The sequence below is a fragment of the Streptomyces aurantiacus genome (assembly GCF_027107535.1).
Taxonomy (GTDB): Bacteria; Actinomycetota; Actinomycetes; order Streptomycetales; family Streptomycetaceae; genus Streptomyces.
Genome location: NZ_CP114283.1, coordinates 4,673,186 through 4,696,007, shown reverse-complemented (window position 1 = coordinate 4,696,007; position 22,822 = coordinate 4,673,186). Strand labels below are relative to the sequence as shown.

Genomic DNA, 22,822 nt, shown 5'->3' with positions numbered 1-22,822 from the left:
TTACGGTGACCGGCCGGTCACCGCCCTGTCGAAGGACCCCTCATGCTGGATTCCCTGTGGACGCCGACCACTCTTGGCAACATCTCTCTGCCGCACCGCCTGGTCATGGCCCCCATGACCCGTGACCGCTCCACGCCTGAAGGCATACCGACCGAGCTGAACGCCGAGTACTACGCCCAGCGGGCCTCGCACGCGCTCGTCATCACCGAGGGAACCCAGCCCTCCGCCGACGGCCAGGGCTACCTCCTGACCCCCGGCATCCACAACGACGAGCAGATCGCCGGGTGGCGCAAGGTCACCGACGCCGTGCACGCGGCCGACGGCCGGATCGTCATCCAGCTGATGCACACCGGACGCATCGCCCACCCCGACAACACCCCCCACGGCCGCCCGCCGGTCGCCCCCTCCGCGATCCGGCCGCAGGGCGTGATGTTCACCGCGTCCGGGCCCCAGGAGATGCCGACCCCCCGTGCGCTGTCGGCGCAGGAGGTCGCGGCGACCGTCGACGACTTCCGGCGCGCCGCAGCGGCTGCCGTCGCGGCAGGCGCCGACGGCGTGGAGATCCACGGCGCCAACGGCTACCTGGTGCACCAGTTCCTGTCCGACAACACCAATCAGCGCACCGATGGCTACGGCGGCTCGATCGAGGGCCGCATCCGTTTCGCCGTCGAGGTCGCCGCCGCGGTGGCCGACGAGATCGGCGCCGAGCGCACCGGTATCCGTATCTCCCCCGCGAACCCCTACAACGACATCGCAGAGTCCGACACGGCCGAGCTGTATCCGGCGCTCCTGGACGCCCTGCGCCCCCTGGACCTGGCCTACCTCCACGTGATGCACGCCGGCGACGAGGCCCTCCTCGACACCCTGCGCGCGCAGTGGCCGGCCACGCTGATCCTCAACCGGGGCGGCACCGACCTGCCCGCCCGCGCCAAGGACGTCGCCAACGGCACGGCCGACCTCGTCTCCGTCGGCGCCCTCGCGCTCGCCAACCCCGACCTGGTCGAGCGGCTCCGCGCCGGCGCACCCCTGAACACCCCCGACCCGGCCACCTTCTACGGCGGCGGAGCGGCCGGCTACACCGACTACCCCACCCACACACGCTGAGGAACCGAACCATGCCCACCCCCGAACCCCGCATCCCCACGACCGCCGGCGGCGGACCGATGAGCTACGCGATCTTCCAGCTCGCCCGCACCCACCGCGCCTACGCCGCCACCCTGCTGCGCGAGATGGACCTGCATCCCGGACAGGAACTGCTGCTGATGCACCTTCTCGACCGGGACGGCCAGTCCCAGTCCGAGCTGCTCGAATGCCTCGGCGTGGACCACTCCACCATCTCCAAGGCGCTACGCCGCATGCAGGACGCCGGCCTGGTCGTCCGCGAGCCCGCCGCACATGACCGGCGCGTCATGGTGGTCCACCTCACCGACAAGGGGCGTGCCATGCGCGAGCCCATCGCGGCCCTGTGGCAGGCCCTGGAGGAGACCTCCGCTCGGAATCTGTCGGACCAGCAGGCGCAGTCCTTCGTGGAGACCGCGTACGCCATCACCGAGGCGATCAGCGGCCGCGCGCTGCCGGAAGAAGAGTCCGGGTGACTTGCCGGTGTGCACCCCTGCCCGCGTACGCCGCACCACAGATGGAAAAGGGGCACGCGCACGGGGGTGCACGCCGTCGCGCATGCGGCGACCGCCTCCAGGCCGGCGTGGCGCCCATCCCGTCCCGGTTGCCTTCGGACGCGGCACGTTCCGGCGGCGAGGCGCACTGCGGATCCGCCCCCACGGCCCGCCTCCATGGGCCCGCCCGGCACGTAGACGCCTGTGTCTGAGCCGCCCCCGCCCCGCTCACCAAGCCCCTCGCTGATGACCTGACGGAAAGTGACAACCCCCATGCCTGCCACCGGCTCAACCACCCTCCCGGTCCTCGTCGTCGGGGCGACCGGCTCCCTGGGGAGCAAGGTCGTCGACGAACTCCTCAAACGCGGCAAGACCGTCCGCGCCCTGGTGAGGCCGGCCAGCGACGCCGGCCGGCTCGAAAGCCGGGGCGTTCAGATCGCCCGCGGCGACATGCTCGACGTCGACTCGCTCGTCGCCGCCATGAACGGCGCCGACGCCGTCGTCACCACCGCCGCCGGCTACACCCGCGGCGGCAAGAACGCCAACGACATCGACACCATCGGCAACGCCAACCTCGCCGAGGCCGCCCACCGCACCGGCATCCGGCGGTTCGTCCTGACCAGCATCCTCACCAGCGACCAGACGCCCGATGTCCCGCACTTCTGGCACAAGAAGCTCGCCGAGGACAAGCTCGAACAGCTCGGCGTCCCGTTCGTCGCCCTGCGCCCGGGGGCGTTCCTCGACCAGGTCGCGAGCATGGCGGGCGACCCGGTCGGCAAGGGCCGCATGGTGTGGATCGGCCAGGCCACCGTCCCGCTGACCTTCGTCCACACCTCCGATCTCGCGGCGTACCTGGCAGCCGCGGTCGACGCCGAGGCCGAGCCCGGCGAACGGATCGACATCGGCTGGGACCGTCCGGTCAGCATGCGGGAGGTGGCCGAGGTGATGGGCAGCCGCGCCGGAAAGAAGATCAAGGTGTGGGCCGTCCCGTCCGCCGTCGCCCGCGCCGCAGGAGCCGTCACCGTCCGCTTCATGCCCCTGATCAAGGACCTGGCCGCGATGTTCCGCTGGTTCGAGACCGGACGCTACGTCGCCGACCCCCGCCGCCAGGAGCAGCTGTTCGGCCCCGCCCCCACGGCCGAGGAGGCCCTCGCCCGGTACACCGACGAGCTGCGCACCGCACAGCACCGGTGACGGTAGCCGGCGAGGGCGTCCAGCTGGCGGGCGGCGGCTTCGTGGCCTTTGAGGCCGTGGGCGCCGTACTTGCCGAAGTCGATGCTCCGCTCGGGCATCGTCTCTTCCAGTTCTCGGTGTGATCGCTGTAGGGCTTGTGCGGGCCGATCCCATGTCCTGGCGTGGGTATGTGACACCCGGGACAGGTGGACGGCGTCAGGAAGCGCCGTCAGAGGGCTCAGCGGTTGCGCTGGGGCCGGCGCTGACGGTGTAGGTGTCTTTGACCTTCACTTCGGTGACGCCGCGGCCTTCGGGGAACACCGCGTGCCAGTCGCCGGTGACGTGGAGTTCGTCGGTGCCCATCGCGCGGACCACCATCAGGCCCTCGTCGTAGGCACGGTGGGCCTTCCACCACAGGTTCGCGAAGGCCTGGGAGCGGATGAGGTGCATCCAGTCGGTGCGGTAGAGCTCCCGGTTGTAGTTCGACTCCCCCAGCGTGGACACGAACTTGGAGTACATCGCCTTCACGTACTCCAGGGTGACCGTGTCGTCCTCGGCGATGGCCCGGTCCCGGGCGTCCTTCAGTGCGATGCGGAACTTCTCCAGCAGGCCCTCGGTCGCCCCGGACGTCCAGGACTCGTGGATCTCGGGCGGGTCGCACAGGCCGTGCTTCGGGCCGGACAGGCGCAGCAGGAGGCGCAGGGTGGGCTCGGTGACCCACAGGGGGCCCGGCTCGTCGCGGTTGCCGACCGGGTTCGGCAGCACCGCCTCGTGCTCCCACACGGGCGGGGTGATCAGGTGCAGGCCGGCGCGGCGGCGGTCGTGGTGGTTGCCGGTGGTGTGTTCGAGCTGGCCGAGCGGCAGGTGGGTCTTCAGGGCGGACAGGTAGGCGCCGTTGATGTCGAGGGCGGTCACCTCGTGCCGGCCGGTGGGCAGTTCGGGGCGCGTCCATTTCGGGCGGGCCTCCCAGACGTGGTCGGCGCCGCGGGCACTTTGCTTGCGCAGGATGTCGGGCAGCCACGGGTGGGCGACGACGTCGTAGCGGCCGCCCTTGCGGGTGTGGTCCAGCAAAGCCATCGCGTCCGGGATCGCCCGCTTCACCAACGCGGCTGTCGCGGCTTCGACGTCGCCGGCGTGGTCGGCGAGCGCGGCCGCGACCGCGGCGCCGATCAGGTCCGGAGTCTCGGAGGCCGCCTGCGCCCGGCGGCCCACCGGCACCACCTTCACACCGGACACCCTGCCCGGCTTCACGGCAGGGAGCGGCTTCTCGGCGGGCGGCGGTTGCTGTGGCCCGGCCAGGGGTGCGGGCTCCGGCGGCTGCGCGGGGCCGGCCGTGCCGCACTCGGCAGGGTCCAGGTGCTGCGGGAATCCCTCCACCTGGTGCCGGGCGGGCTGCCCGCACAGCACACACGGCTGCGGGTCGGCCAGGACGTCGTCGTCACCGTCGACGGCGTGGGGGCCGGCGCTCTGCCCGGCGTCCGCCGGCTCGCCGTCCCCGAGCTCACTGCCGGCGGCCGCGTCGGCGGCCAGCTTCGCGCGGGCTCCCTCGAGGAAGTACGCGTACTTCTCCCGTACTTCACCAGCGGGGTCCCGTCCGGACTCCCAGCCCCCGACCGTGGACGGGCCGACCCCCAGAGCCTGCGCGAGCTGGGCCCGCGAGAGATGCAGCCCTTCACGCAGTGAGCGCCGCTCGGCTGCGGGCGGCAGCGGGACTTCCTTCTTGGCCGCGGCGAGCAGCGCGTCGATCGCCCCGAAGTCCGTCATCACGCTCCCCCGTCCGCGCCCGCGGAGCGGACACCGGTGATCGGGCGGCCGGGCACGCGACGGCGTTCCTCGGGGAGGGCTTCGGCGGCCCGGGTCGGACCGGCCACCAGATCGTGCACGGAGATGCCGTAGTGCGCGGCGACCGCGTCACAGTCGGACAGGCTCCACGCGGCGGTCCCGGACTGACGCCGGCTCACCTGCGCCTGACTCACACCCAGCGCGGCCGCGAGGTCGGTCTGCGACTCGCCCGTCGCGTGCAGCAGCGTGGCAACAGCTGACCGCACCAGCCCTTCAAGAGCCATACTCATAAAGCTCATTCTATCACGCTTGACGCATTGAAAATGCGTCAAACGCATACCTCTGGTCCGGTGAGCGCGCAGGGCCGTGCGGCTGCTGCCGGAGCGGTCCTCGAGCCCGGTTCTAGGCCGGAGCGCTCAACTGGGGGGCAAGGCCTGGAATCGGCTCCACACAGTCGTTCGACGACTCAGCCGGGGCCTGATCTGTTCTCGGATTGGAGATTCGCATGTCGAGCAACTTCCCGGCCTTCGCCGAACTGATCGCGCAGTCCAAGCACTCCGCCGTGCACCTGGAGATGCGTGACATCTACACCCCCAAGGGCCCGGTCTTCGTCGACTGGCAAAAGGGCCTCCCGATCGAGTACGACCGGCACACCGACTGGGTCGAGCTGGTGCAGGAAGCGGTCAAGCGCGGCATCGACTGGCGGCGCGCGCGGATCGTGTCCGAGCCGGTGACCGACTTCATCCAGTACGAGTGGGAGACCACCACGATCGTCAACGTGCCCGCCGGCGAGAAGGTGCGCTGGCTGCCGCGGCAGCGGGCCTCGGAACTGCTGCTGCCGGGCAACGACTTCTGGGTGTTCGACGACACGCTGCTGCGCTGGACGAACTTCCACGGCGACGGCTCCTGGGGCCCGCACGAGTTCTCCGAGGACCCCAAGCTGATCCGCCGGTGCAAGGAGGCGTTCGAGGCGGTCTGGGAACGCGCCGTCGACCACGCCGACTACACCCCGCAGCGCAAGGAGCCGGCGGCCCTCTGAGTCCGCCGCCCCGCCCGAAGCCCGATACGCAGCATCCGTCACCCGCCACCGTGGAGTCGCTCGCGGGGCGGGTGACGCGCGTTGTCCGCCGGCCGGGGCCGGTGCGGCAGAGCGGAAATCAAGGGGCGCTGCACCGGGCGGAGTTAGTTTCCGGACACTGAAGGGATACGGGTGATCTTCGATGGAGCTCCGGATACTGGGATCGATAGAACTCTGGACGGGCAGCGCTCTGGCCGATCTCGGCCCCGCACGGCAACGCAGCATCCTCGGCATCCTGCTGGTCGATCCGGAACGGCCGGTGCCGCTGGAGTCCCTTGTCGACCGGGTGTGGGGCGACCGGCCGCCCGCGGGGGTCCGCAACGTCGTGCACACCTACATCACCCGGTTGCGCCGGGCGCTGGCCTTCGCTTCGGCCGGGCTGCCCGAGCCGGTCGGTCTGGTCCGGACCCCGGCCGGCTATCAGGTTTCGGCCGATCCCGGCACGGTGGACCTGGTGCGGTTTCGCCGGCTGCTCAAGAGCGCCCAGCACGAGGGCCTCGGCGACCAGGAGCGCAGCATGCTGCTGCAGCAGGCGCTGCACATGTGGCGGGGTGACGCACTCGGCGGTATGCAGAGCGACTGGGCGGCCCGGCTGAGGGAGACGCTGCGGCAGCTGCACCACGAGGCGCTCAGTCAGTGGGCGGACGCCGAGATCCGTCTGGAGCGTCCCGGCGCCGTCCTCTCGGAGCTGCGCGCGGCGCTGCTGACCGATCCGCTCTCCGAGCAGCTGTGCGAGCGTCTGATGCTCGCGCTCTACCTGGAGGGGCGCAGCGTCGATGCCCTGGAGTACTACCAGTCGATGCGCCGGCTGATCGCCAAGGAGCTCGGCACGGATCCGTCGCGGCGGCTGCAGCGGCTGTACGAGACGATCCTGCGGGGGGAGGCGGCCGATCCCGTGCCGCTGCCCGAGCGCGGCGGCGACCCGCAGGGCGCCGTCACGCACGGCGTCGGCTCGTTCCAGGTTGTGGCCCGCCCCCAGCCCACTCCGCAGATGCTCCCGCTCGACCTGCCCGACTTCACGGGGCGTGAACGGGAACTCGAGGTGATCCAGCGGACCCTGACCCAGCCCACCGGCTCGCAGCCGCCGGCGGCCGTGCTGGTGGGCGGCGGCGGTGTCGGCAAGACGGCACTGGCCGTGCGCCTGGGGCACCGGCTGCAGTCCGCTTTTCCCGACGGGCAGTTGTACGCGGCGCTGCGGGGCAACGGTGCCCGGCCGGCGGACCCGCACGCGGTGCTGGGCCGGCTGCTGCGGGTGCTGGGTACGGATCCCGACCGGCTTCCGGCCGACCCGGATGAGCGTGCCGAGGTGTACCGGCTGGCGCTGGCCGGGCGCCATCTGCTGCTCACCCTGGACGACGCGGTCGATGACGAGCAGGTGCAGCCGCTGCTGCCGGGCAGTGCGGACACCGCGGTGCTGATCACCAGCAGGGTCCGGCTCAGTGCGCCGCTCGGCGCCCGTGTGCTGCAGCTGCCGGATCTGCCGCACGGTCACAGTGTGCGGCTGCTGGCGCGGTTGCTGGGCCCCGAGCGGGTCAACCGGGAGCCGGTCGCGGCGGCCGCGATCGCACGGTACTGCGGGGGTCTGCCTCTTGCCCTGCGTGCCGCGGCCGCACGGCTCAACACCCGTCCCCACTGGTCGCTGGGCCGCTATGCGGAGCGGCTCAGTGACGAGGGCCGGCGGCTGGACGAGCTGGCGCACAGTTCGCTGAGTGTGCGGGCCAGTTTCACGGCGTCGTACAACGCGCTGCCCGAGGATGCCCGTGAGGCGCTTCGCTGTCTGGCCCATCTGCCGGTGCCCGAGTTCGACGCCCATCTGGCCTGCCCGGTGCTCGGCAAGGACTTCGCCACCGTCGAGGACGCCTGTGAGCAGCTGGTGGAGGCCCACTTCCTGAGTGTGGCCGAGCCCGCGGCGGCGGACCTGCCCACCCGCTACCGGCTGGACGGCCTGCAGCGCAGTTTCGCCCAGGAGCTGGACTCGGGCCGGGCGGGCGCCCTGGAGGAAGCCGTCCGTCTGTCCATCTAGCGCAGCCCACCTGGGGATACACCCGCGGTCAAGACGCACTCCAGTCCCGCGCCCATCCCGGTGGCGGAGAGTCATTTCCGAAGCCACCTACGCGACAGGGCAGGAAGGAGTGGGACCGCAATGACGCCTCCGGACACTCCCCAGGCCGTACTGCCGGACTTCGGCAGGACCGACACGGAACCGCGGCCACCGACACCGGTGCGCGCATCCACGATGACCGAACTGGCCGACGATCTCACCATCCGCAGGGCGCAGGCCCACTTCGGGCACGACCCGGAAGCCGATGCCCGCCATCTCTCCAAGGGCAAGCTGCTGGCCCGCCAGCGCATCGAGGCGCTGATCGACCCGGGCACGTTCACCGAGCTGGGGCTGTTCGCCGAGCACCGGGCGGTGGGCTTCGGCATGGAGGACTCGCATCCCGAGGGCGACGGGGTGATCACGGGCTGGGGCGAGGTCGACGGCCGTACGGTCTTCGTGTTCGCTCACGACGCCCGGATCCGCGGCGGCGCGCTGGGCGCGACGTTCGCCGCGAAGATCCACCAGCTGCTCGACTTCGCCGACTCCGTCGGTGCCCCGGTCATCGGCCTCAACGACGGCGGCGGTGCACGGATCCAGGAGGGCATCGATGCCCTGGCCGGCTTCGGCAAGCTCTTCGCCCGTAACGTCCGGGCCTCGGGTGTGGTGCCGCAGATCAGTGTCGTGCTCGGCTCCTGCGCGGGCGGCGCCGTCTACTCGCCGGCGCTGACCGACTTCACGTTCATGGTCGAGGGCATGGCCAACATGTTCATCACCGGGCCCGACGTGGTGCACGCGGTGACCGGTGAGAAGGTCACGCACGAGGAGCTCGGCGGCGCGTACACCCACGGCACCCGCACCGGTGTGGCGAGTTTCGTGGCCCCGGACGAGGAGTCCTGCTTCGAGGGCATCCGGGAACTGCTCTCCTATCTGCCGTCGAACAACGCCGAGACGGCGCCGTACACCCGGCCCCTGGACGATCCGAACCGGCGCTGTGAGGAACTGCTGCGGGTGGTGCCGGTCGACGACCGGACGCCGTACGACATCAGAACGGTCATCGGTCACATCGTCGACGACGGCAACTACCTGGAGATCCAGGAGAGCTGGGCGCCGAACATCGTGTGTGCCCTGGCCCGCCTGGACGGCCACACGGTCGGTGTGGTGGGCAATCAGCCCGCCGCCATGGCGGGGGTGCTGGACATCGACTCCTCGGAGAAGGCCGCCCGGTTCGTGCGCACCTGCGACGCGTTCAACATCCCGCTCGTGACGCTGGTCGACGTGCCGGGGTTCATGCCCGGCACCGACCAGGAGCACAACGCGATCATCCGGCGCGGCGCGAAGCTCCTGTACGCGTACTGCGAGGCGACCGTGCCGCGGGTGCAGGTGATCCTGCGCAAGGCGTTCGGCGGCGCGTACATCGTCATGGACTCCAAGTCGATCGGCTCCGACCTGTCGTTCGCCTGGCCGTCCAACCAGACGGCCGTGATGGGCGCCGACGGCGCGGCCAACATCATCTTCCGCCGGCAGCTGAGCACGGCGGCGGAGCCGGAGAAGCTGCGCCGGGAGCTGGTCGCCGAATACACCGAGCAGCTGATGAACCCCTTCGTCGCCGCGCAGCGCGGACACGTCGACGACGTCATCGACCCGGCGGACACCCGGCGGGTGCTGATCAAGTCCCTGGACATGCTGCGCACCAAGCGGTCCCGGCAGCCCGTCCGCAAGCACGGCAACGAGCCGCTGTGAGCGCGCCGGAGGCCGTCTCGCTGAGGGTGCTGCGGGGCAACCCCACGCCGGAGGAACTGGCGGGGCTGGTGGCCGTGTTCGCCGCGTTGCGCGGCAACGCCGGCGAGCCGGATCCGCCGCCCGCCAGGGGCCGCTGGGGCCGGCCGGCCGACTGGCACCCCCCGCAGCCCGACGCACCGGACGCGGCCGGCTGGCAGCGCACCCCCGCACCGACCCACGAAAGGAGTACCCGATGACCGGTTGGACCGGACCCGGCAGCGTCGCTGCGACGACCGGCTGCCTGGCCATGTTCCCCGGGCAGGGGTCGCAGCGGCCCGGCATGGCCCGGCACCTCCTCGACACCTATCCCCTGGCCCGGCGGCTGTTCGACCGGGCCGACGAGATCCTGGGTCTGCCGCTGTCGCGGATCTGTGTGAGCGGCAGTGCCCAGGAGCTCGGCCGTACCGAGATCACCCAGCCCGCGATCGCCGCCACCAGCCTCGCCGTGTGGGAAGTGCTGCGGTCCGCCGGCTACCGGCCGGCGGCGGCCGCGGGCCACAGCCTGGGTGAGTACCCGGCGCTGGTGGCCGCCGGGGTGCTGTCCCTGGAGTCGGCCCTGCAACTGGTGCGGCTGCGCGGGGCGCTGATGGGCGAGGTGGCCCGCGAGGTGCCCGGCGCGATGGCGGCCGTACTGGGCCTGCCCGCGGCCCAGGTGCTGGCCGCCTGCGGCAGCGCCGAGGGCCTGGGGCTGGGTCTGGTGCAGGTCGCGAACTACAACGAGCCGCTGCAGACGGTCATCTCGGGGCACGCGTACGCCGTCGAGGTGGCCGGCAAGGCGGCGCTGGCCGCCGGCGCCGACCAGGTGGTGCCGCTGGACGTGGGGGCGCCCTTCCACTGCTCGCTGATGGCGCCGGTGGTGGAGGAGTTCACCGAGGCGCTCGCCGCCCACGCGTTCGCCGACCCCGTGCTGCCGGTGATCAGTTCGGTCTCCGGCGCTCATGTCCGCTCGGGCGAGGAGGCCAGGCAACTGCTGCGGCGTCAGCTCACCGGACCCGTCCGCTGGGTCGAGGTGCTGCACACGGCCGCCCGGCGCCCGGTGGACGCGTACACCGAGATCGGCCCCGGCCGGGTGCTGAGCGGGCTCGCCCGCCGCACCCTCGGTCAGGCCCGCACCCGCTCCACCGGAGACCCGCGCCGGCTCACGGCGCTGCACGCCGAAGTGACCCCGGAGAGGCGGCAGGAGCCGGTGGCGTCGTGACACCGCAGCAACCGCCGACCGCACCACCCGCTCTGTCCATCTCCAGCAATTCCACGAAGGGTAAAGGACACATGTCGTACGACGGTAAAGGCTTCGGCACCATCGTCCAGGAAGCGGTCGCCGACGCGCTCGGCATAGATGTCGAGGAGGCCGTGCCCGAGGCCACGCTGCTGGGCGATCTGGACGCCGAGTCCATCGACCTGCTGGACGTCCTGTTCCGCATCGAGAAGGCGGCGGACGTGAAGATCAAGGTGTCGGACATCGCCGAGCTGCTCCAGGGCGGGATACCCGACGAGGAGTTCGCCGACGCTGACGACATCATCAACGAGGTCGGGCTGGCCCAGCTGAAGAAGTCGCTGCCGCAGATCGACGTGCAGGCACTGGCCGGCAAGCTCACGGCGGACGAGGTGCTGTCCCTGTTCACCGTGCAGAACCTGACGGATCTGGTGACCGAGCGTGCCGCCCTCGCCGCGGCCGCGGCGTGAGCGGGGCGCGGGGCGGTCACCGGACGGCCCCGCGCCGCCGCTGCGGGTGCGGACCGGCATGGATCTGGCCGAGGTCTCTCGCGTAGAGGAGCTGATGATCTCCCAACCAGAGCTGCGGGAGCGGGTGTTCACCGCTCGCGAGCTGGCCTACTGCTACCGGCGCAAGCGGGTCGGTGAGCACCTCGCCGGCCGGTGGGCCGCCAAGGAGGCCGTGCTGAAAAGCCTCGGGACCGGCATGGGCCCGCGCATGGAGTGGACGGACGTCGAGGTCGTCAACGACCGCGCCGGACGGCCCCACGTGCGGCTGTACGGCGAGGTCGAAGCGGTTGCCCAGTCCCTCGGCATGTACTACATCGACCTCTCCCTGAGCCACAGCGGAGGTCTTGCCGTCGCACACGCCGTCATGGTGTGCCAGTCCGCGGCGCCGCACACCGCACCAGCCGCCGCCACACACAACGACCGAAGGAGACGAACGGCATGAGGCCTGACGAGACGGAGGCGCCGCGATGAGCCGCAGGGTGGTCGTCACCGGGGTGGGCGCCGTCACGCCGCTGGGCAACGACGCGCCGAGCACGTGGCAGGCACTGGCCGCAGGGCGCAGCGGAGTCGGCCGGCTGACGACGATCGACACCACCGGTTTCGACGTGACGATCGCCGGTGAGGTCAAGGGCTTTAGGCTCGACGACGCGGTCCCCGGCTCGGTCGGCCTGCGCCATCTGCTGCGGCCGGGCACCTTCGGTGTGGGCGCGGCGTGGGAGGCGCTGCGCGACGCGGGGGTGGACAAGAAGACGTACGACGGCGCGGACATGGGTGTGGCCATGGGCGCGTGTGTGGACCGGCCGGACCTGCAGTGGCTGGTGGATGTCGGGGCGCTGCGCGAGCGGACCGGCCGGGACGACGCGTTCTCCGTCTACGCGCCCTCCGACGCTCTGGCCTACAGCCAGAACATCGCCTCCGCAGCGATGGCCCGGATGCTGGATGCGACCGGCCCGATGCTGGGTGTGTCCACCGCCTGCTCGGCCTCCGGGCACGCTGTCGGGGAGGCCTTCCGCAGCCTGCAGGAGGGCGATGCCACGCTGATGCTCGCGGGCGGCTACGACTCGCTGACGACGTGGCTCGATGTGCTGTGCTTCGGCCTGCTGGGGGCGCTGACGAAGGACTACAACGACGCTCCGCAGCAAGCCAGCCGGCCCTTCGACGACAAGCGCTCCGGGTTCGTCCTCGGGGAGGGCGGTGTCGTCCTCGTCCTGGAGGAGCTGGAGGCGGCCCGGGACCGCGGGGCGCACATTCTCGCCGAACTCCTGGGGTACGGCACCAGCCTGAACGCCTGGCGGATGACCGACTCGCCGCCGGACGGCAGCGGTGCCATCGAGTCCATCGAGGCGTCGATCGCGGATGCCGGCCTCGAGCCGGCCGACATCGACTACGTCGTGGCGCACGGCACCAGCACCCCGGGCAACGACCTGTCGGAGACCACCGCGATCAAGAAGGTGTTCGGTGACGCCGCGGACCGGCTGCTGATCAGCTCGCCGAAGTCGATGACCGGTCATCTCACCGCGGCGTCCGCGGCGTTGAGCCTGTTCACCGCGATCGGTGCGATCAACCACGGCGTCGTGCCGCCGACCATCAACCAGGAGACGCCCGACCGCCGGCTCGGCCTCGACTTCGTGCCGAACACGGCACGCAGGCAGGAGGTACGGCACGCCCTCGTCAACGCCTTCGCCTTCGGCGGCACCAACGTCGGGCTGGTCGTGGGCCGCTACGAGGAGAAGCGATGACGACCCGACAGCGACACGCAGGAGCGCCGATGAGCGGCACCGGACGCCAGGTCGTCGTCAGTGGCATCGGCCTGCTGACCGCGCTGGGCGAAGGCCCCGAGGCCAACTGGAAGGCGCTGGTGGCCGGCGAGTGCGGGATCGGCCCGATCCGGGCCTACGACCCGCAGCCGCTGCAGACCCGGCTCGGCGGCGAGATCGCCGACTTCGACGCCACCCGGTTCGCCACCAGGCGCCAGCTGCGCACCGTCAACCGCGGGGACCGCCTCGCGCTGGCCGCCGCCCGGCTCGCCCTCGACGACGCGGGCCTGCCGCACAACCAGGCCGGCGGCGACGAACTCGGCCACCGGGCCGGCCTGTATCTCGGCGGCAACAAGTCGCTGGGCCGCATGGAGCAGCTCATCGACGAGCTGAAGGTCATCCGCCGCCCGGACGGCACCGCCGACATGGAACACCTCGCCCGGCGCGGCGACGTCATCATGCCGCCCTTGTTCTTCGTCGAAGGGCTGCCGGCCGGCGCGGTGTTCAACATCTCGCAGACCTACGGCATCCGGGGTTCCAGCACCTTCTTCGCGGGCTACGCGGACGCGGGTGCCACCGCGATCGGCCGGGCCATGCGTGCGGTGCGCCGCGGGGACGCGGACGTGGCGATCGCGGGCGGCTACGACGACGCCACCAGCTGGTGGTCGATGACGCTGCTGGACCGGCTGGGCATCCTGAGCACCCGTAACGACCGGGGACAGGGGGCCTACCGGCCCTACGACCGGGACCGCAGCGGCGGGCTGCCCGGCGAAGGGGCCGCGCTGCTGGTGCTGGAGGAGAAGCAGGCGGCACTGCGGCGCGGCGCCCGCATCTATGCCGAGGTGACCGGCTACGGCGCCGGCCACGACGCCCGGACGCCGCCGGCGGCGGACCCCGAGGGCCGCGGTCTGGCCCGGGCGGTGCGGCGCTCGCTCGAGGACGCCCGGCTGGCCGCCGGCGACCTCGGCTACATCGCCTCGGACGGCTCCGGGACCCGTCTGGGGGACGCCGGTGAGGCCGTCGCCCTGCGTACCGCGCTGGGTACGGCCGCCCGGTCGGTGCCGGTCAGCACGCCCAAGCCGCAGACCGGCCACCTGGTGGGCGGCGGCGGTGCGCTGAACGCCGCCGTGGCCGCGCTGGCCCTGCACCACGGTGTGGTGCCCGCGACGCTCAACCTCGACAACCCCGACCCGGTGTGCGCCCTGGACCATGTCCGCGGCAGTGCCCGGGAGTCCAGGCCCTCGCATGCGATGGCGCTGGCCCGGGGCATCGAGGGGCAGGCCGTGGCGCTGACCCTGGCCAGGCCCGTGTGAGCGGCCGAGCAGCCCCGTCCACAGAAGGAAGCAGAGGCATGACTGACGTTCCTGATCCGGCCGTCGGCGTCGTGATCGCCGCAGTGGGTGCGATCACCCCGCACGGCGGTTCGGCCGAGGCCCTGTGGGAGGGGGTGCGCGCGGGACAGGTGGCGATCGCGCCCGTGCGCCGCCTGCCCATGGACCAGTACCAGACGAGCGTGGGCGGCGAGGTCACCGAACCCTGCAAGCCGGGTTACGACTACGCGCCGGGCTCCGACACCCGTGATCTGTCCCTCGACTTCGCGCTGACCGCCGCCGAGGAGGCCATGGCCTCCTCCGGGCTCCGGGTCGGCGCGGACATCCCGGCCGAGCGCTGGGGCGTCGCGTACGCCACCTGCCACGCCGGCTGGCGCAGTGCCGAACTGGCCCTGCGCCAGGTGCAGGAGGGCCACGCGCCCGACTGGCACCGCTACACCTACGTGCCGCCGCACGCCGGCGCGGAGGTGCTGTCGGCGGCCTTCGGCCTCAAGGGCCCGGCACTGAGCGTCAACACCGCCTGTGCCTCCAGCGCGCATGCGCTCGCCCACGCCCTGGAGGTGATCCGGTCGGGGGCGGCCGACGCGATGCTCGTCGGCGGCAGTGATGCCTTCACCGAGTCGGCGTTCGCCGGGTTCAGCAGCCTGTGGTCGCTCTCCCCGGAACCGGCCGCCCCCTACTCCAAGGACCGGTGCGGTCTGTCCCTGGGCGAGGGCAGCGGGATGCTCCTGCTGCTGTCGCGGCAGACGGCCGAGCGCACCGGTGCGCCGGTCATCGCCGAGCTGCTCGGCTACGGCCTGTCCGCCGACGGCTACCACCCGACGGCGCCGCACCCCGAGGGTGAGGGAGCGGCCCGGGCGATCCGTGCGGCCCTTGCCTCCTCGGGACTGGTCCCCGACGACATCCGGTACGTCAACGGGCACGGCACCGGCACTCCGAAGAACGACTCCGCGGAGAGCAACGCGGTGCGTGCCGCGCTCGGCGCGGCGGCCGAGAGGACCGCCCTGTCCAGCACCAAGTCGATGATCGGCCATCTGCTCGGCGCGGCCGGTGCGGTGGAGGGCATCGTCACGGTGCTGGCCCTGCGCGACCAGGTGGCGCCGCCGACCGCGACCTGTGCCGGTCTTGATCCGCAGTGCGGTCTCGACCCGGTGGCGGGGACGGGCCGCCCGATGGTCCTCGACACCGCGCTGTCCAACAACTTCGGGTTCGCCGGTGCCAACGCCACCCTCGCCTTCGCCCGCCCCGGCGGGCCCGGAGCGCCGGCGTCGGGGATCGGCCCGGACGAGATCGTGGTGACCGGGTTCGGCGTGATCACCTCGGCCGGCGAGGGGGCCGAGGCGCTCTGGGACGCCTATGCGGGCGGGCGCCGGCAGGGGGTGGCAGAAGACGGACTGCGCCTGGCCCGGGCGGAGTTCGACCGCTCGGCCGCCGGCACCGCACGGGAGCGCCGGCGGATGGACAAGGTCTCCCAGCTCGCCGTCGCCTCCTGCCGGGCCGCCCTGGCCGCCGCGGGGGCGGACGGCGACGAGGCTGCGGTGGCCGCGACCGGGGTGGTGCTCGGCACCGGGATCGGGCCGATGGAGAGCAGCGAACGCTTCACCGTCCCGGTGCTGTCGGAGGGCGCACGGGCCGCGAACCCGGGCGTGTTCCCGAACACCGTGTTCAACGGCGCGGCCGGCCATGTCGCGATGGCTCTGGGCACCAAGGGGCCGACGTCGACGCTGACTTCGGGGCACGCGGCGGGTGCTGCCGCGCTGGGTGTCGCGTACGACATGCTGCGTGCCGGGCGTGCCGAGCGGCTGCTGGTGCCGGCGGTGGAGGCGTTCTCGCCGGCCGTGCTGGAGGCGTACCGCAGCATCCCGCTGTTCGGTTCGGCGGCCGGGCGCCGGTACACGCTCGCCGAGGCCGGTATCGCGCTGGTCCTTGAGCGCCGCTCCAGTGCGCAGCGGCGCGGCGCCCCCATCCACGCCGTGGTCCTGGGGCATGCGAGCGCGTCGGACGCCTGCGGCATCGGCCGCTGGGACCCGTCCGGTGACGGCGTGGAGCGGGCGATGCGCGCGGCCCTGGACCGTACCGGGCTCCGGCCGCACGACATCTCTGCCCTCTGGGCGAACGCGGCGGGTCTGGCTGCCGCCGACCGTCCCGAACAGGCCGCCGCGGAGCGGGTGTTCGATCTGGACCGGGTGCGGTTCGAGACTCCCAAGCGGGTGCTCGGCGAGCCGATCGGCGCGGGTGCCCACCTGTCGGCGGTCCTGGCCGTCGGCGCCTGGCGGCAGGCCGGGACCCGCCGCCCGGTCCTGATCAACAGCTCGTCCCTCGGCGGCACCCACACCTCGCTCGTCCTGTCCCCCGCCCCCCTGCCCGTAACGGAGTCCGGCCGATGACCACCGCGTACGACGTGAAGATCCTGTCCACCGGCGCCTATGTGCCCGGCGAGCCGCTGGACAACGCCACGCTGGAGAAGTTCGTCGGGCCGGTGCCGGACGACATCCTCGAGGGCATCCAGGTCAAGACCCGGTACTGGATGATCGACCCGGTCACGGGCGAGCACCGCATCAACAACAGCCGGATGGCCGAGCGTGCCTCCCGCCAGGCCCTGGAACGGGCCGGGGTGGAGCCCGGCGAGCTCGACCTGATCGTGGTGTGCACGGCGACGCCGGAGTACACCCTGCCCAATGTCGCCACCACCCTGCAGCACTATTTGGGGCTGGAGAGCGTGGCCGCGATCGAGATCCGCGGGGCCTGCGCGGGCTGGGTGCAGGCGCTGGACCTGGCCCGGCGGCAGCTGTCCGACGGGACGGCGCGCACCGCCCTCGTGGTGGGCAGCGAGGCCGGATCGCCGGTGCTGGCACCGCACTTCCTGGGCAAGGACCCGGAGCGCGTGCGGATGCGGGACCGGCTGACGCTGTACACGTTCGGTGACGGGGCGGGGGCCGTGGTGATGCGGGCCGAGCCCGCAGAGGCGTCAGCGGACAACTTCGCCTTCGTCAACGCGTGCGTGGGGGGCCTGCGCAAGCCCGGCATGGAGATCATCGGGGGCGGTACGGACGTGCCGCAGGCGGAGCAGCTGCGCCGGCGCCAGCTGATCCAGATGAAGATCGACGTGGCCGGCACGACCACGTTCGGGCCGCAGGTGTTCGTCCGGGCGATCCAGGAGATGGCCCGCAAGGACGGCCGGGCGCTCGGGGAGTTCGACGCGATCGTGCTGCCGGAGGGCAACGCCGACTACTTCGCCGACGAGTTCGGGGCCGCCGGGCTGTCCGCCGAGGACATCCAGGCGCTCGAGGGGCGGATCGTGGAGAACCTGGCCGAGGTGGGAGCCACCGGTTCGGCCGCGGTGCCGCTGTCGCTGGACGCGGGCTGGACCTCGGGGCGCATCCGGCCCGGCGACCGGATCGTGCTGCTCGGCATCGAGGCCAGCCGGTACGTCTACACCGGCCTGTCGCTGACCTGGCAGGCACCGCCGCCGGCCTGAACACCCCCTGCTCCACCACGTCATCTCGCGTGTTCTTTGTTCATCTCATCTCGAGTCGCCTCGTGGACGAGGCGCAGCTTCTGGAGGCATCACGTGGCAATCAAGCACCGCACGCTGGGGACGCCCGGACTGGACGTCCCGGCCCAGGGCCTGGGCTGCATGGGCATGACGTTCGGCTACGGCGATGCGGACGAGACCGAGGCGCTGGCCACCATCGACCGGGCACTGGAGCTCGGTGTCACTTTGCTGGACACCGCCGACATGTACGGCCCGCACACCAACGAGGAGCTGATCGGCCGTGCCGTCGCCGGGCGCCGCGACCAGGTGGTCCTCGCCTCCAAGGTGGGCAACGAGATCGGCCCCGACGGCCGGCTGACGTGGCGGGTCAACGGCCGCCCCGACTACATCCGCCGGTCGATCGAGGGCACCCTGCGCCGTCTGGGCACCGACCACCTCGACCTCTACTACCTGCACCGGGTCGACCCCGACGTCCCCGTGGAGGAGAGCTTCGGCGCGCTCGCCGAACTCGTCGAGGCCGGGCTCGTGAAGCACCTGGGGATCTCCGAAGCCGGGCCGGCGACCATCCGGCGTGCTCACGCGGTGCATCCGCTGACCGCCGTACAGACCGAGTACTCGCTGTTCACCCGGGACGTCGAGGTCAACGGCGTGCTGGAGACCGTGCGGGAGCTGGGTATCGGATTCGTGGCCTACAGCCCGCTCGGCCGCGGGTTTTTGACCGGCACGATCCGCGACACCTCCGACATTCCCGAGGGCCTCGACTTCCGGCGCATCGCCCCGCGTTTCAAGGACGAGAACATCCGCCGGAACCTGCCCGTCGTCGACCAGCTCAGCAATCTCGCCGCCGCGGCCGACACCACCGTCGTGCGGCTCGCGCTCGCCTGGGTGCTCTCCCGCGGCGAGGACGTCGTCGCCATCCCCGGCACCAAGCGGCGCACCTACCTCGAGGAGAACGTCTCCGCGGCCGGCCTCGAGCTGTCCCCCGACGTCCTGGCGGCGATCGACACCATCGCCCCGTACGGCATCACCGCCGGAAACCGCTATCCCGACGCGGAGATGGCCTCGCTGACCCGCTGACCCGCCTCCCTCGCCTCCTTCTGCGTCATCCGTTCCGATCCCCCGGGAGAAAGACATGTCCGCCCCAACGCCTCGCCCCATACGCCGCGTTCTCATCGCCGGCGGCGGGATCGGCGGCATCGCCACCGCCCTGGCCCTGCAGCAGCAGGGCATCGACGCCGTCGTCTTCGAACGCGCGCCCGCCCTGCGCGACGGCGGCGCCGGACTGCACATCTGGACCAACGGCATGCTCGCCCTGGCCCATCTGGGCGTCGCCGACCAGGTCGCCGCGATCGCCCCCGCCCAGTCCGAGTGCCACTTCGCGACCTCGACCGGCCGGCCCATCGGCATGTGGCCGGTGGGCCAGTTCGTCGAGCGCTACGGGCAGCCCACGGTCGCCATCGGCCGCTCGGACCTGCACGGCATCCTGCGTGACGCCGTGCGCGCGCCCGTCGTCACCGACGCCGAGGTCACCGGCTACACCGAACACCTCGACGGGGTGAGCCTCCACTTCGCCGACGGCACCTCCGAGGACGGCGACCTGCTGATCGGCGCCGACGGCGTCCGCTCCGCCGTCCGCGCCCAGCTGCTCGGCCCCCAGCCTCCCGACTACACCGGCTACATCGCCTGGCGCGGCCACGCCGAGATGAGCCCCGGCCAGTTCCCGCCCGGCACCTTCAAGGCCCTGTTCGGGCCGGGGACCCGCTTCACGTACTACGACATCGCCCCCGGCGTCATGCACTGGATGAGCGTCGCCGACGGCCCCGCCGGCGGCCGCGACGAGGGCACGCCCGAGCAGACCCTGGACATGCTGCGCGCCCGGCACGCCGGCTGGAGCGGCCCGGTGCGGCAGATCCTGGACGCCACCGTGCCGGAGAGCATCCTGCGCGGCGACGTCTGGGACCGCAAACCCGACGCCGTCTGGGGACGGGGCCGGGTCACCCTCCTGGGCGACGCCGCGCACGCCATGAGCTTCAACATCGGGCAGGGCGCCTGCCAGGCCATCGAGGACGGCCTCGTCCTGGCCGGACACCTCGTCTCGCCCGGTGTCACCGTCCACCAGGCCCTGCGCGCCTACGAGGCCGAGCGCCAGGAGCGCACCCGCCCCATGCAGCTGCTGGCCCACCGCATCGGTGTGCTCGGCTCCCTGCACAACCCGGCCGCCGTCTGGCTGCGCGACCGGGTGATGGGACTCACCTGGAACAAGACCTTCCAGTCCACCGAACGTGACCACGTCGCCTACGGCACGCGGTGGAACTCCGCCGCCGCCACCGCAGCCTGAAATGCGCCCGTACCCGCCCACGACGAGAGGACTGCTGTTGTGACCACTGCGGCCACCACCAACCTGGCGCGAACACTGTGGGAAAGCGCCGAGGAACGAAACAAGGCGACCATCCGGCGCGTCTTCACCGAGTTCGTCAACCAGGGCGACGCCTCGGTCGTGGACGAGCTCTACCGCCCGGACATCGTCGACCACGCGGGCCTGCCCGGCGCGCCCGAGGGCGCCGAGGGCGTGAAGTACACCATCGCCGGGCTGCGTGAGGCGTTCCCCGACTTCCACGTCACCATCGAGGACATCAGCGCCCACGAAGACCTGGTCGTCATCCACAACACCTGGCGCGGCACCCACCGGGGCGAACTGCTCGGCATCGCGCCCACCGGCCGTTCGTTCCTGTCCGTCGGCATCGTCATCTGGCGCTTCGACGAGGAGGGCAGGATCGCCGAACGCTTCGAGCACGGCGTGTCGTCCAACATGTTCGCCGCGCTCGGCATGCGCATGCTGGCGCCGCGCAAGGGCCGCCGGCCCACCGTGGAAGGGACCCGGTCCGTGACCCGGACCGTGCCGCTCAGGCCCGGCAAGCCGCTGGCCTGGCACCGGCTCACCGCCGAGCTGCAGGGGCCGCGCCGGCGCGAGTACGAGGCGTCCCGGCGACGGCTGGGCATCACCAGCGAGGTGCTGCGCATCGACCCGCGGCCCGACCAGGACCACGTGATCGTGCACTTCGAGACCGCGGACCCGGAGCGGACCAGGAAGCGCTGGACGGAGTCGCAGCACCCCTTCGACCAGTGGCTGCGCGAGCAGATCCTCGACATCCACGGCGAGGACCCCTGGGCCGGGACCACCCCCTACGAGTCGGCCGGTCACGCCTGGACGGCGCCGCCGCGGCTCACCCCGGACCGGCCGGACGGATCCCGCTGACCGGTGCACCGTCTGCCGACCCGCGTTCGAGCCGCTTTCCAGGCCCGGTCGGCAGACTGGGGTCCTCCCCCGGCCGCCCAGCGGGATCCCGCTCACCGCACGGGCGCCGCACGCCGGCCGGGGAACCCGCCCGCAGGGGCGTCCAGACCGACGGGCCCGCGCCGTGAATTCCCCCGGCGGCACGGGCCCGTCCCCTTTTTCCCGCTCCTTTTCCCGCTTCGCTTTCCCGCTCCGCTTCCGCCGGCCTCGTGCCGCTCTCCCGTGCCGGGGCCCCCTTCCCCGGCGGTCACACGGCCGGGGCCGTACGGGTGCGGCCCGGCGCCGGCCGGACCGGTTCAGCCCGTCAACAACCCTCGAGTGAGCCACGACCGGGTGACTGTACAAAGAGGCTGCTGCTCCCGTTCGAGGAGCAGCACCCGACGACAGGCGTGAACGTCCCGCCGAGTCACCCCGTCCGCTCGACAGCGCCGGCCTCGCCCCCCTGAAGGACCAGATCGATGCCGGACCTCACCCGAGAATGGAAGTCCCATGGCCACTGACCAAGTACTGTCCGGCTCCCCGCCGGCCGGAAAAAGCAGTCCGGGTGCCGCTCAGGCCGCCGAGCCGAAGCGTGCCCCGATCTCCCGGCTGCCGTCCCTGACCGGCCTGCGGTTCCTCGCCGCACTGTCCGTGTTCGTCTACCACGCCTCCATCCCGATACCGTCGCTGCGGCTGCTGGCCGACGACCGTACCGAGTTCCAGCTGTTCCGCTGGTTCGACCCGGCCGGCGGGCTCGGGGTGTCGTTCTTCTTCGTGCTCAGCGGCTTCGTCCTGACCTGGTCGGCGCGGGACAAGGACACCACGACGGGGTTCTGGCGGCGCAGGTTCGTCAAGGTCTACCCGAACTACGTCATCGCCTGGGTCCTTGCGATGGTGCTGTTCGCCAGTGACTTCACCTCCACCCGGATCGCCATCACCAACCTCTTCATGGTCCAGGTGTGGACGCCCGAGTACTACACCAACTTCAGTGTGGACCCGCCGAGTTGGTCGCTGGGCGTGGAGGCGGTCTTCTACCTGAGCTTCCCGCTGCTGCTGGCCGTCCTGCGGCGCATCGACCCCCGCCACCTGAAGTACTGGATCACCGGGGCGATCGCCGCGGTGTGGGCCACCCCGGCGCTGGCGTACGCGGCGTTCCCCAAGACCCCGCTGGTGCCCAGCGGCCAGGACCTCCCCGCCACCGCGTACTGGTTCAACTATGTGCTGCCCCCGGTCCGCATGGTCGACTTCGCCCTCGGCATCCTGGTCGCCCTCGCGGTCAAGCACGGGCGCTGGCGCAACATCGGCATGATCCCGTCGTTCGTGCTGCTGGCCGGCGGGTACTGGCTCACCTACCACGTGCCCGCCCTCTACGGGCAGCGCGCCACCATGATCATCCCGATCGTGCTGCTGATCGCGGCCGCGGCGACCGCGGACATCGAGGGCCGCTTCACCCTGTTCCGCAACCGCACGATGATCTGGCTGGGCGAGATCTCCTTCGCCTTCTACCTGCTGCACTACATCGTGCTGGCCTGGCTGCGCAAGCAACTCGGCACGGAGATGTACTCCAACACGGTGGGCATCTCCCTGCTGGTCGGCGCGGCCGTCGGCACGGTGGTGCTGTCCTGGCTGCTCCACCGGCTGGTCGAGGTCCCGCTCGTACGCCGGTTCAGCCGCTCGCGGCGCACGGCACGTGCGAAGGCGGACGCCTGAGCACCTGTCAGACACCGGGCCGGCACAGAGCCGGCCGGGCACCACGACCACGGCGGCGCGCCACTC

Annotated in this window: 20 protein-coding genes and 1 pseudogene; 18 read left to right on the top strand and 3 right to left on the bottom strand. The window is 71.9% G+C overall.

What is annotated here, in order from left to right; translation table 11 throughout:
• Positions 1-42: 42 nt before the first annotated feature.
• The 3 genes from O1Q96_RS22765 (at position 43) to O1Q96_RS22755 (ending at position 2,807) form a co-directional block, all read left to right on the top strand.
• Positions 43-1,104 carry an alkene reductase gene (locus O1Q96_RS22765; protein WP_269249964.1) on the top strand — a complete coding sequence of 354 codons (1,062 nt, stop codon included), beginning with the start codon at positions 43-45 and terminating at the stop codon, positions 1,102-1,104.
• An 11-nt stretch (positions 1,105-1,115) separates the two neighbouring features.
• Positions 1,116-1,595, top strand: coding sequence for a MarR family winged helix-turn-helix transcriptional regulator (locus tag O1Q96_RS22760; RefSeq protein ID WP_269249963.1), 480 nt, complete (start codon positions 1,116-1,118; stop codon positions 1,593-1,595).
• Between the two features lie 291 nt (positions 1,596-1,886).
• Entirely contained in the window at positions 1,887-2,807 is a 921-nt protein-coding gene (locus O1Q96_RS22755) for an SDR family oxidoreductase (RefSeq protein ID WP_269249962.1), read from the top strand.
• Positions 2,808-2,809: 2 nt separating this feature from the next.
• Here O1Q96_RS22755 and O1Q96_RS22750 read toward each other — a convergent pair.
• From O1Q96_RS22750 to O1Q96_RS22740, 3 genes and pseudogenes are all read right to left on the bottom strand, one after another.
• A pseudogene (locus O1Q96_RS22750) lies at positions 2,810-2,905 on the bottom strand (transcriptional regulator); the annotation flags it as partial.
• A 97-nt stretch (positions 2,906-3,002) separates the two neighbouring features.
• A complete protein-coding gene (locus tag O1Q96_RS22745; protein ID WP_269249961.1) occupies positions 3,003-4,550 on the bottom strand; it encodes a helix-turn-helix domain-containing protein in 1,548 nt (515 codons plus the stop codon).
• The gene (locus O1Q96_RS22740; RefSeq protein WP_269249960.1) at positions 4,550-4,858 is read right to left on the bottom strand and encodes a helix-turn-helix domain-containing protein; all 309 of its coding nucleotides are present in this window, start codon (positions 4,856-4,858) and stop codon (positions 4,550-4,552) included. Before O1Q96_RS22740 ends, O1Q96_RS22745 begins: the two co-directional genes overlap by 1 nt.
• A gap of 215 nt (positions 4,859-5,073) precedes the next feature.
• Here O1Q96_RS22740 and O1Q96_RS22735 point away from each other — a divergent pair, with 215 nt between their 5' ends.
• The 15 genes from O1Q96_RS22735 to O1Q96_RS22665 all read left to right on the top strand — a co-directional run bounded on the left by O1Q96_RS22735 (position 5,074) and on the right by O1Q96_RS22665 (position 22,756).
• Positions 5,074-5,607 (top strand): DUF6879 family protein, encoded by a 534-nt coding sequence (locus O1Q96_RS22735; RefSeq protein ID WP_269249959.1) that lies wholly within the window; start codon positions 5,074-5,076, stop codon positions 5,605-5,607.
• A 181-nt stretch (positions 5,608-5,788) separates the two neighbouring features.
• Positions 5,789-7,669: an AfsR/SARP family transcriptional regulator gene (locus O1Q96_RS22730; RefSeq protein WP_269249958.1), complete on the top strand. Its 1,881-nt coding sequence runs from the start codon at positions 5,789-5,791 to the stop codon at positions 7,667-7,669.
• A gap of 120 nt (positions 7,670-7,789) precedes the next feature.
• Positions 7,790-9,427 carry an acyl-CoA carboxylase subunit beta gene (locus O1Q96_RS22725; protein WP_269249957.1) on the top strand — a complete coding sequence of 546 codons (1,638 nt, stop codon included), beginning with the start codon at positions 7,790-7,792 and terminating at the stop codon, positions 9,425-9,427.
• Positions 9,424-9,663, top strand: a complete 240-nt coding sequence (locus O1Q96_RS22720; RefSeq protein ID WP_269249956.1) for an acyl-CoA carboxylase subunit epsilon — start codon at positions 9,424-9,426, stop codon at positions 9,661-9,663. Before O1Q96_RS22725 ends, O1Q96_RS22720 begins: the two co-directional genes overlap by 4 nt.
• On the top strand, positions 9,660-10,664 hold the full coding sequence (gene fabD, locus O1Q96_RS22715) for an ACP S-malonyltransferase (protein ID WP_269249955.1): 1,005 nt from the start codon (positions 9,660-9,662) through the stop codon (positions 10,662-10,664). The genes O1Q96_RS22720 and fabD overlap by 4 nt, the downstream gene beginning before the upstream one ends.
• Positions 10,665-10,735: 71 nt before the next feature.
• Positions 10,736-11,149 (top strand): acyl carrier protein, encoded by a 414-nt coding sequence (locus tag O1Q96_RS22710; protein ID WP_269249954.1) that lies wholly within the window; start codon positions 10,736-10,738, stop codon positions 11,147-11,149.
• Between the two features lie 58 nt (positions 11,150-11,207).
• Positions 11,208-11,630, top strand: a complete 423-nt coding sequence (acpS, locus tag O1Q96_RS22705; protein WP_269249953.1) for a holo-ACP synthase — start codon at positions 11,208-11,210, stop codon at positions 11,628-11,630.
• Positions 11,631-11,655: 25 nt separating this feature from the next.
• Positions 11,656-12,927: a beta-ketoacyl-[acyl-carrier-protein] synthase family protein gene (locus O1Q96_RS22700; protein ID WP_269249952.1), complete on the top strand. Its 1,272-nt coding sequence runs from the start codon at positions 11,656-11,658 to the stop codon at positions 12,925-12,927.
• A 29-nt stretch (positions 12,928-12,956) separates the two neighbouring features.
• Positions 12,957-14,258 (top strand): beta-ketoacyl-[acyl-carrier-protein] synthase family protein, encoded by a 1,302-nt coding sequence (locus O1Q96_RS22695; RefSeq protein ID WP_269249951.1) that lies wholly within the window; start codon positions 12,957-12,959, stop codon positions 14,256-14,258.
• A gap of 38 nt (positions 14,259-14,296) precedes the next feature.
• The gene (locus O1Q96_RS22690; protein ID WP_269249950.1) at positions 14,297-16,663 is read left to right on the top strand and encodes a beta-ketoacyl-[acyl-carrier-protein] synthase family protein; all 2,367 of its coding nucleotides are present in this window, start codon (positions 14,297-14,299) and stop codon (positions 16,661-16,663) included.
• Positions 16,660-17,754: a 3-oxoacyl-ACP synthase III family protein gene (locus O1Q96_RS22685; protein ID WP_269249949.1), complete on the top strand. Its 1,095-nt coding sequence runs from the start codon at positions 16,660-16,662 to the stop codon at positions 17,752-17,754. The genes O1Q96_RS22690 and O1Q96_RS22685 overlap by 4 nt, the downstream gene beginning before the upstream one ends.
• 99 nt (positions 17,755-17,853) lie before the next feature.
• The gene (locus O1Q96_RS22680; protein WP_269253689.1) at positions 17,854-18,849 is read left to right on the top strand and encodes an aldo/keto reductase; all 996 of its coding nucleotides are present in this window, start codon (positions 17,854-17,856) and stop codon (positions 18,847-18,849) included.
• Between the two features lie 55 nt (positions 18,850-18,904).
• Positions 18,905-20,110, top strand: coding sequence for an FAD-dependent monooxygenase (locus O1Q96_RS22675; protein WP_269249948.1), 1,206 nt, complete (start codon positions 18,905-18,907; stop codon positions 20,108-20,110).
• 39 nt (positions 20,111-20,149) lie between these two features.
• A complete protein-coding gene (locus tag O1Q96_RS22670; protein WP_269249947.1) occupies positions 20,150-21,028 on the top strand; it encodes an ester cyclase in 879 nt (292 codons plus the stop codon).
• 528 nt (positions 21,029-21,556) lie between these two features.
• Entirely contained in the window at positions 21,557-22,756 is a 1,200-nt protein-coding gene (locus O1Q96_RS22665) for an acyltransferase family protein (RefSeq protein WP_269249946.1), read from the top strand.
• Positions 22,757-22,822: the final 66 nt, after the last annotated feature.

Excerpts from the sequence above, each read along its gene's own strand:
- acpS (WP_269249953.1), top strand. The coding sequence starts at position 11,208 with ATGGATCTGGCCGAGGTCTCTCGCGTAGAGGAGCTGATGATCTCCCAA.
- O1Q96_RS22675 (WP_269249948.1), top strand. The coding sequence starts at position 18,905 with ATGTCCGCCCCAACGCCTCGCCCCATACGCCGCGTTCTCATCGCCGGC.
- O1Q96_RS22710 (WP_269249954.1), top strand. The coding sequence starts at position 10,736 with ATGTCGTACGACGGTAAAGGCTTCGGCACCATCGTCCAGGAAGCGGTC.
- O1Q96_RS22665 (WP_269249946.1), top strand. The coding sequence starts at position 21,557 with ATGGCCACTGACCAAGTACTGTCCGGCTCCCCGCCGGCCGGAAAAAGC.
- O1Q96_RS22760 (WP_269249963.1), top strand. The coding sequence starts at position 1,116 with ATGCCCACCCCCGAACCCCGCATCCCCACGACCGCCGGCGGCGGACCG.
- O1Q96_RS22735 (WP_269249959.1), top strand. The coding sequence starts at position 5,074 with ATGTCGAGCAACTTCCCGGCCTTCGCCGAACTGATCGCGCAGTCCAAG.
- O1Q96_RS22765 (WP_269249964.1), top strand. The coding sequence starts at position 43 with ATGCTGGATTCCCTGTGGACGCCGACCACTCTTGGCAACATCTCTCTG.
- O1Q96_RS22755 (WP_269249962.1), top strand. The coding sequence starts at position 1,887 with ATGCCTGCCACCGGCTCAACCACCCTCCCGGTCCTCGTCGTCGGGGCG.
- O1Q96_RS22740 (WP_269249960.1), bottom strand. The coding sequence starts at position 4,858 with ATGAGTATGGCTCTTGAAGGGCTGGTGCGGTCAGCTGTTGCCACGCTG.
- fabD (WP_269249955.1), top strand. The coding sequence starts at position 9,660 with ATGACCGGTTGGACCGGACCCGGCAGCGTCGCTGCGACGACCGGCTGC.
- O1Q96_RS22685 (WP_269249949.1), top strand. The coding sequence starts at position 16,660 with ATGACCACCGCGTACGACGTGAAGATCCTGTCCACCGGCGCCTATGTG.
- O1Q96_RS22725 (WP_269249957.1), top strand. The coding sequence starts at position 7,790 with ATGACGCCTCCGGACACTCCCCAGGCCGTACTGCCGGACTTCGGCAGG.
- O1Q96_RS22690 (WP_269249950.1), top strand. The coding sequence starts at position 14,297 with ATGACTGACGTTCCTGATCCGGCCGTCGGCGTCGTGATCGCCGCAGTG.
- O1Q96_RS22695 (WP_269249951.1), top strand. The coding sequence starts at position 12,957 with ATGAGCGGCACCGGACGCCAGGTCGTCGTCAGTGGCATCGGCCTGCTG.
- O1Q96_RS22700 (WP_269249952.1), top strand. The coding sequence starts at position 11,656 with ATGAGCCGCAGGGTGGTCGTCACCGGGGTGGGCGCCGTCACGCCGCTG.
- O1Q96_RS22745 (WP_269249961.1), bottom strand. The coding sequence starts at position 4,550 with ATGACGGACTTCGGGGCGATCGACGCGCTGCTCGCCGCGGCCAAGAAG.
- O1Q96_RS22730 (WP_269249958.1), top strand. The coding sequence starts at position 5,789 with ATGGAGCTCCGGATACTGGGATCGATAGAACTCTGGACGGGCAGCGCT.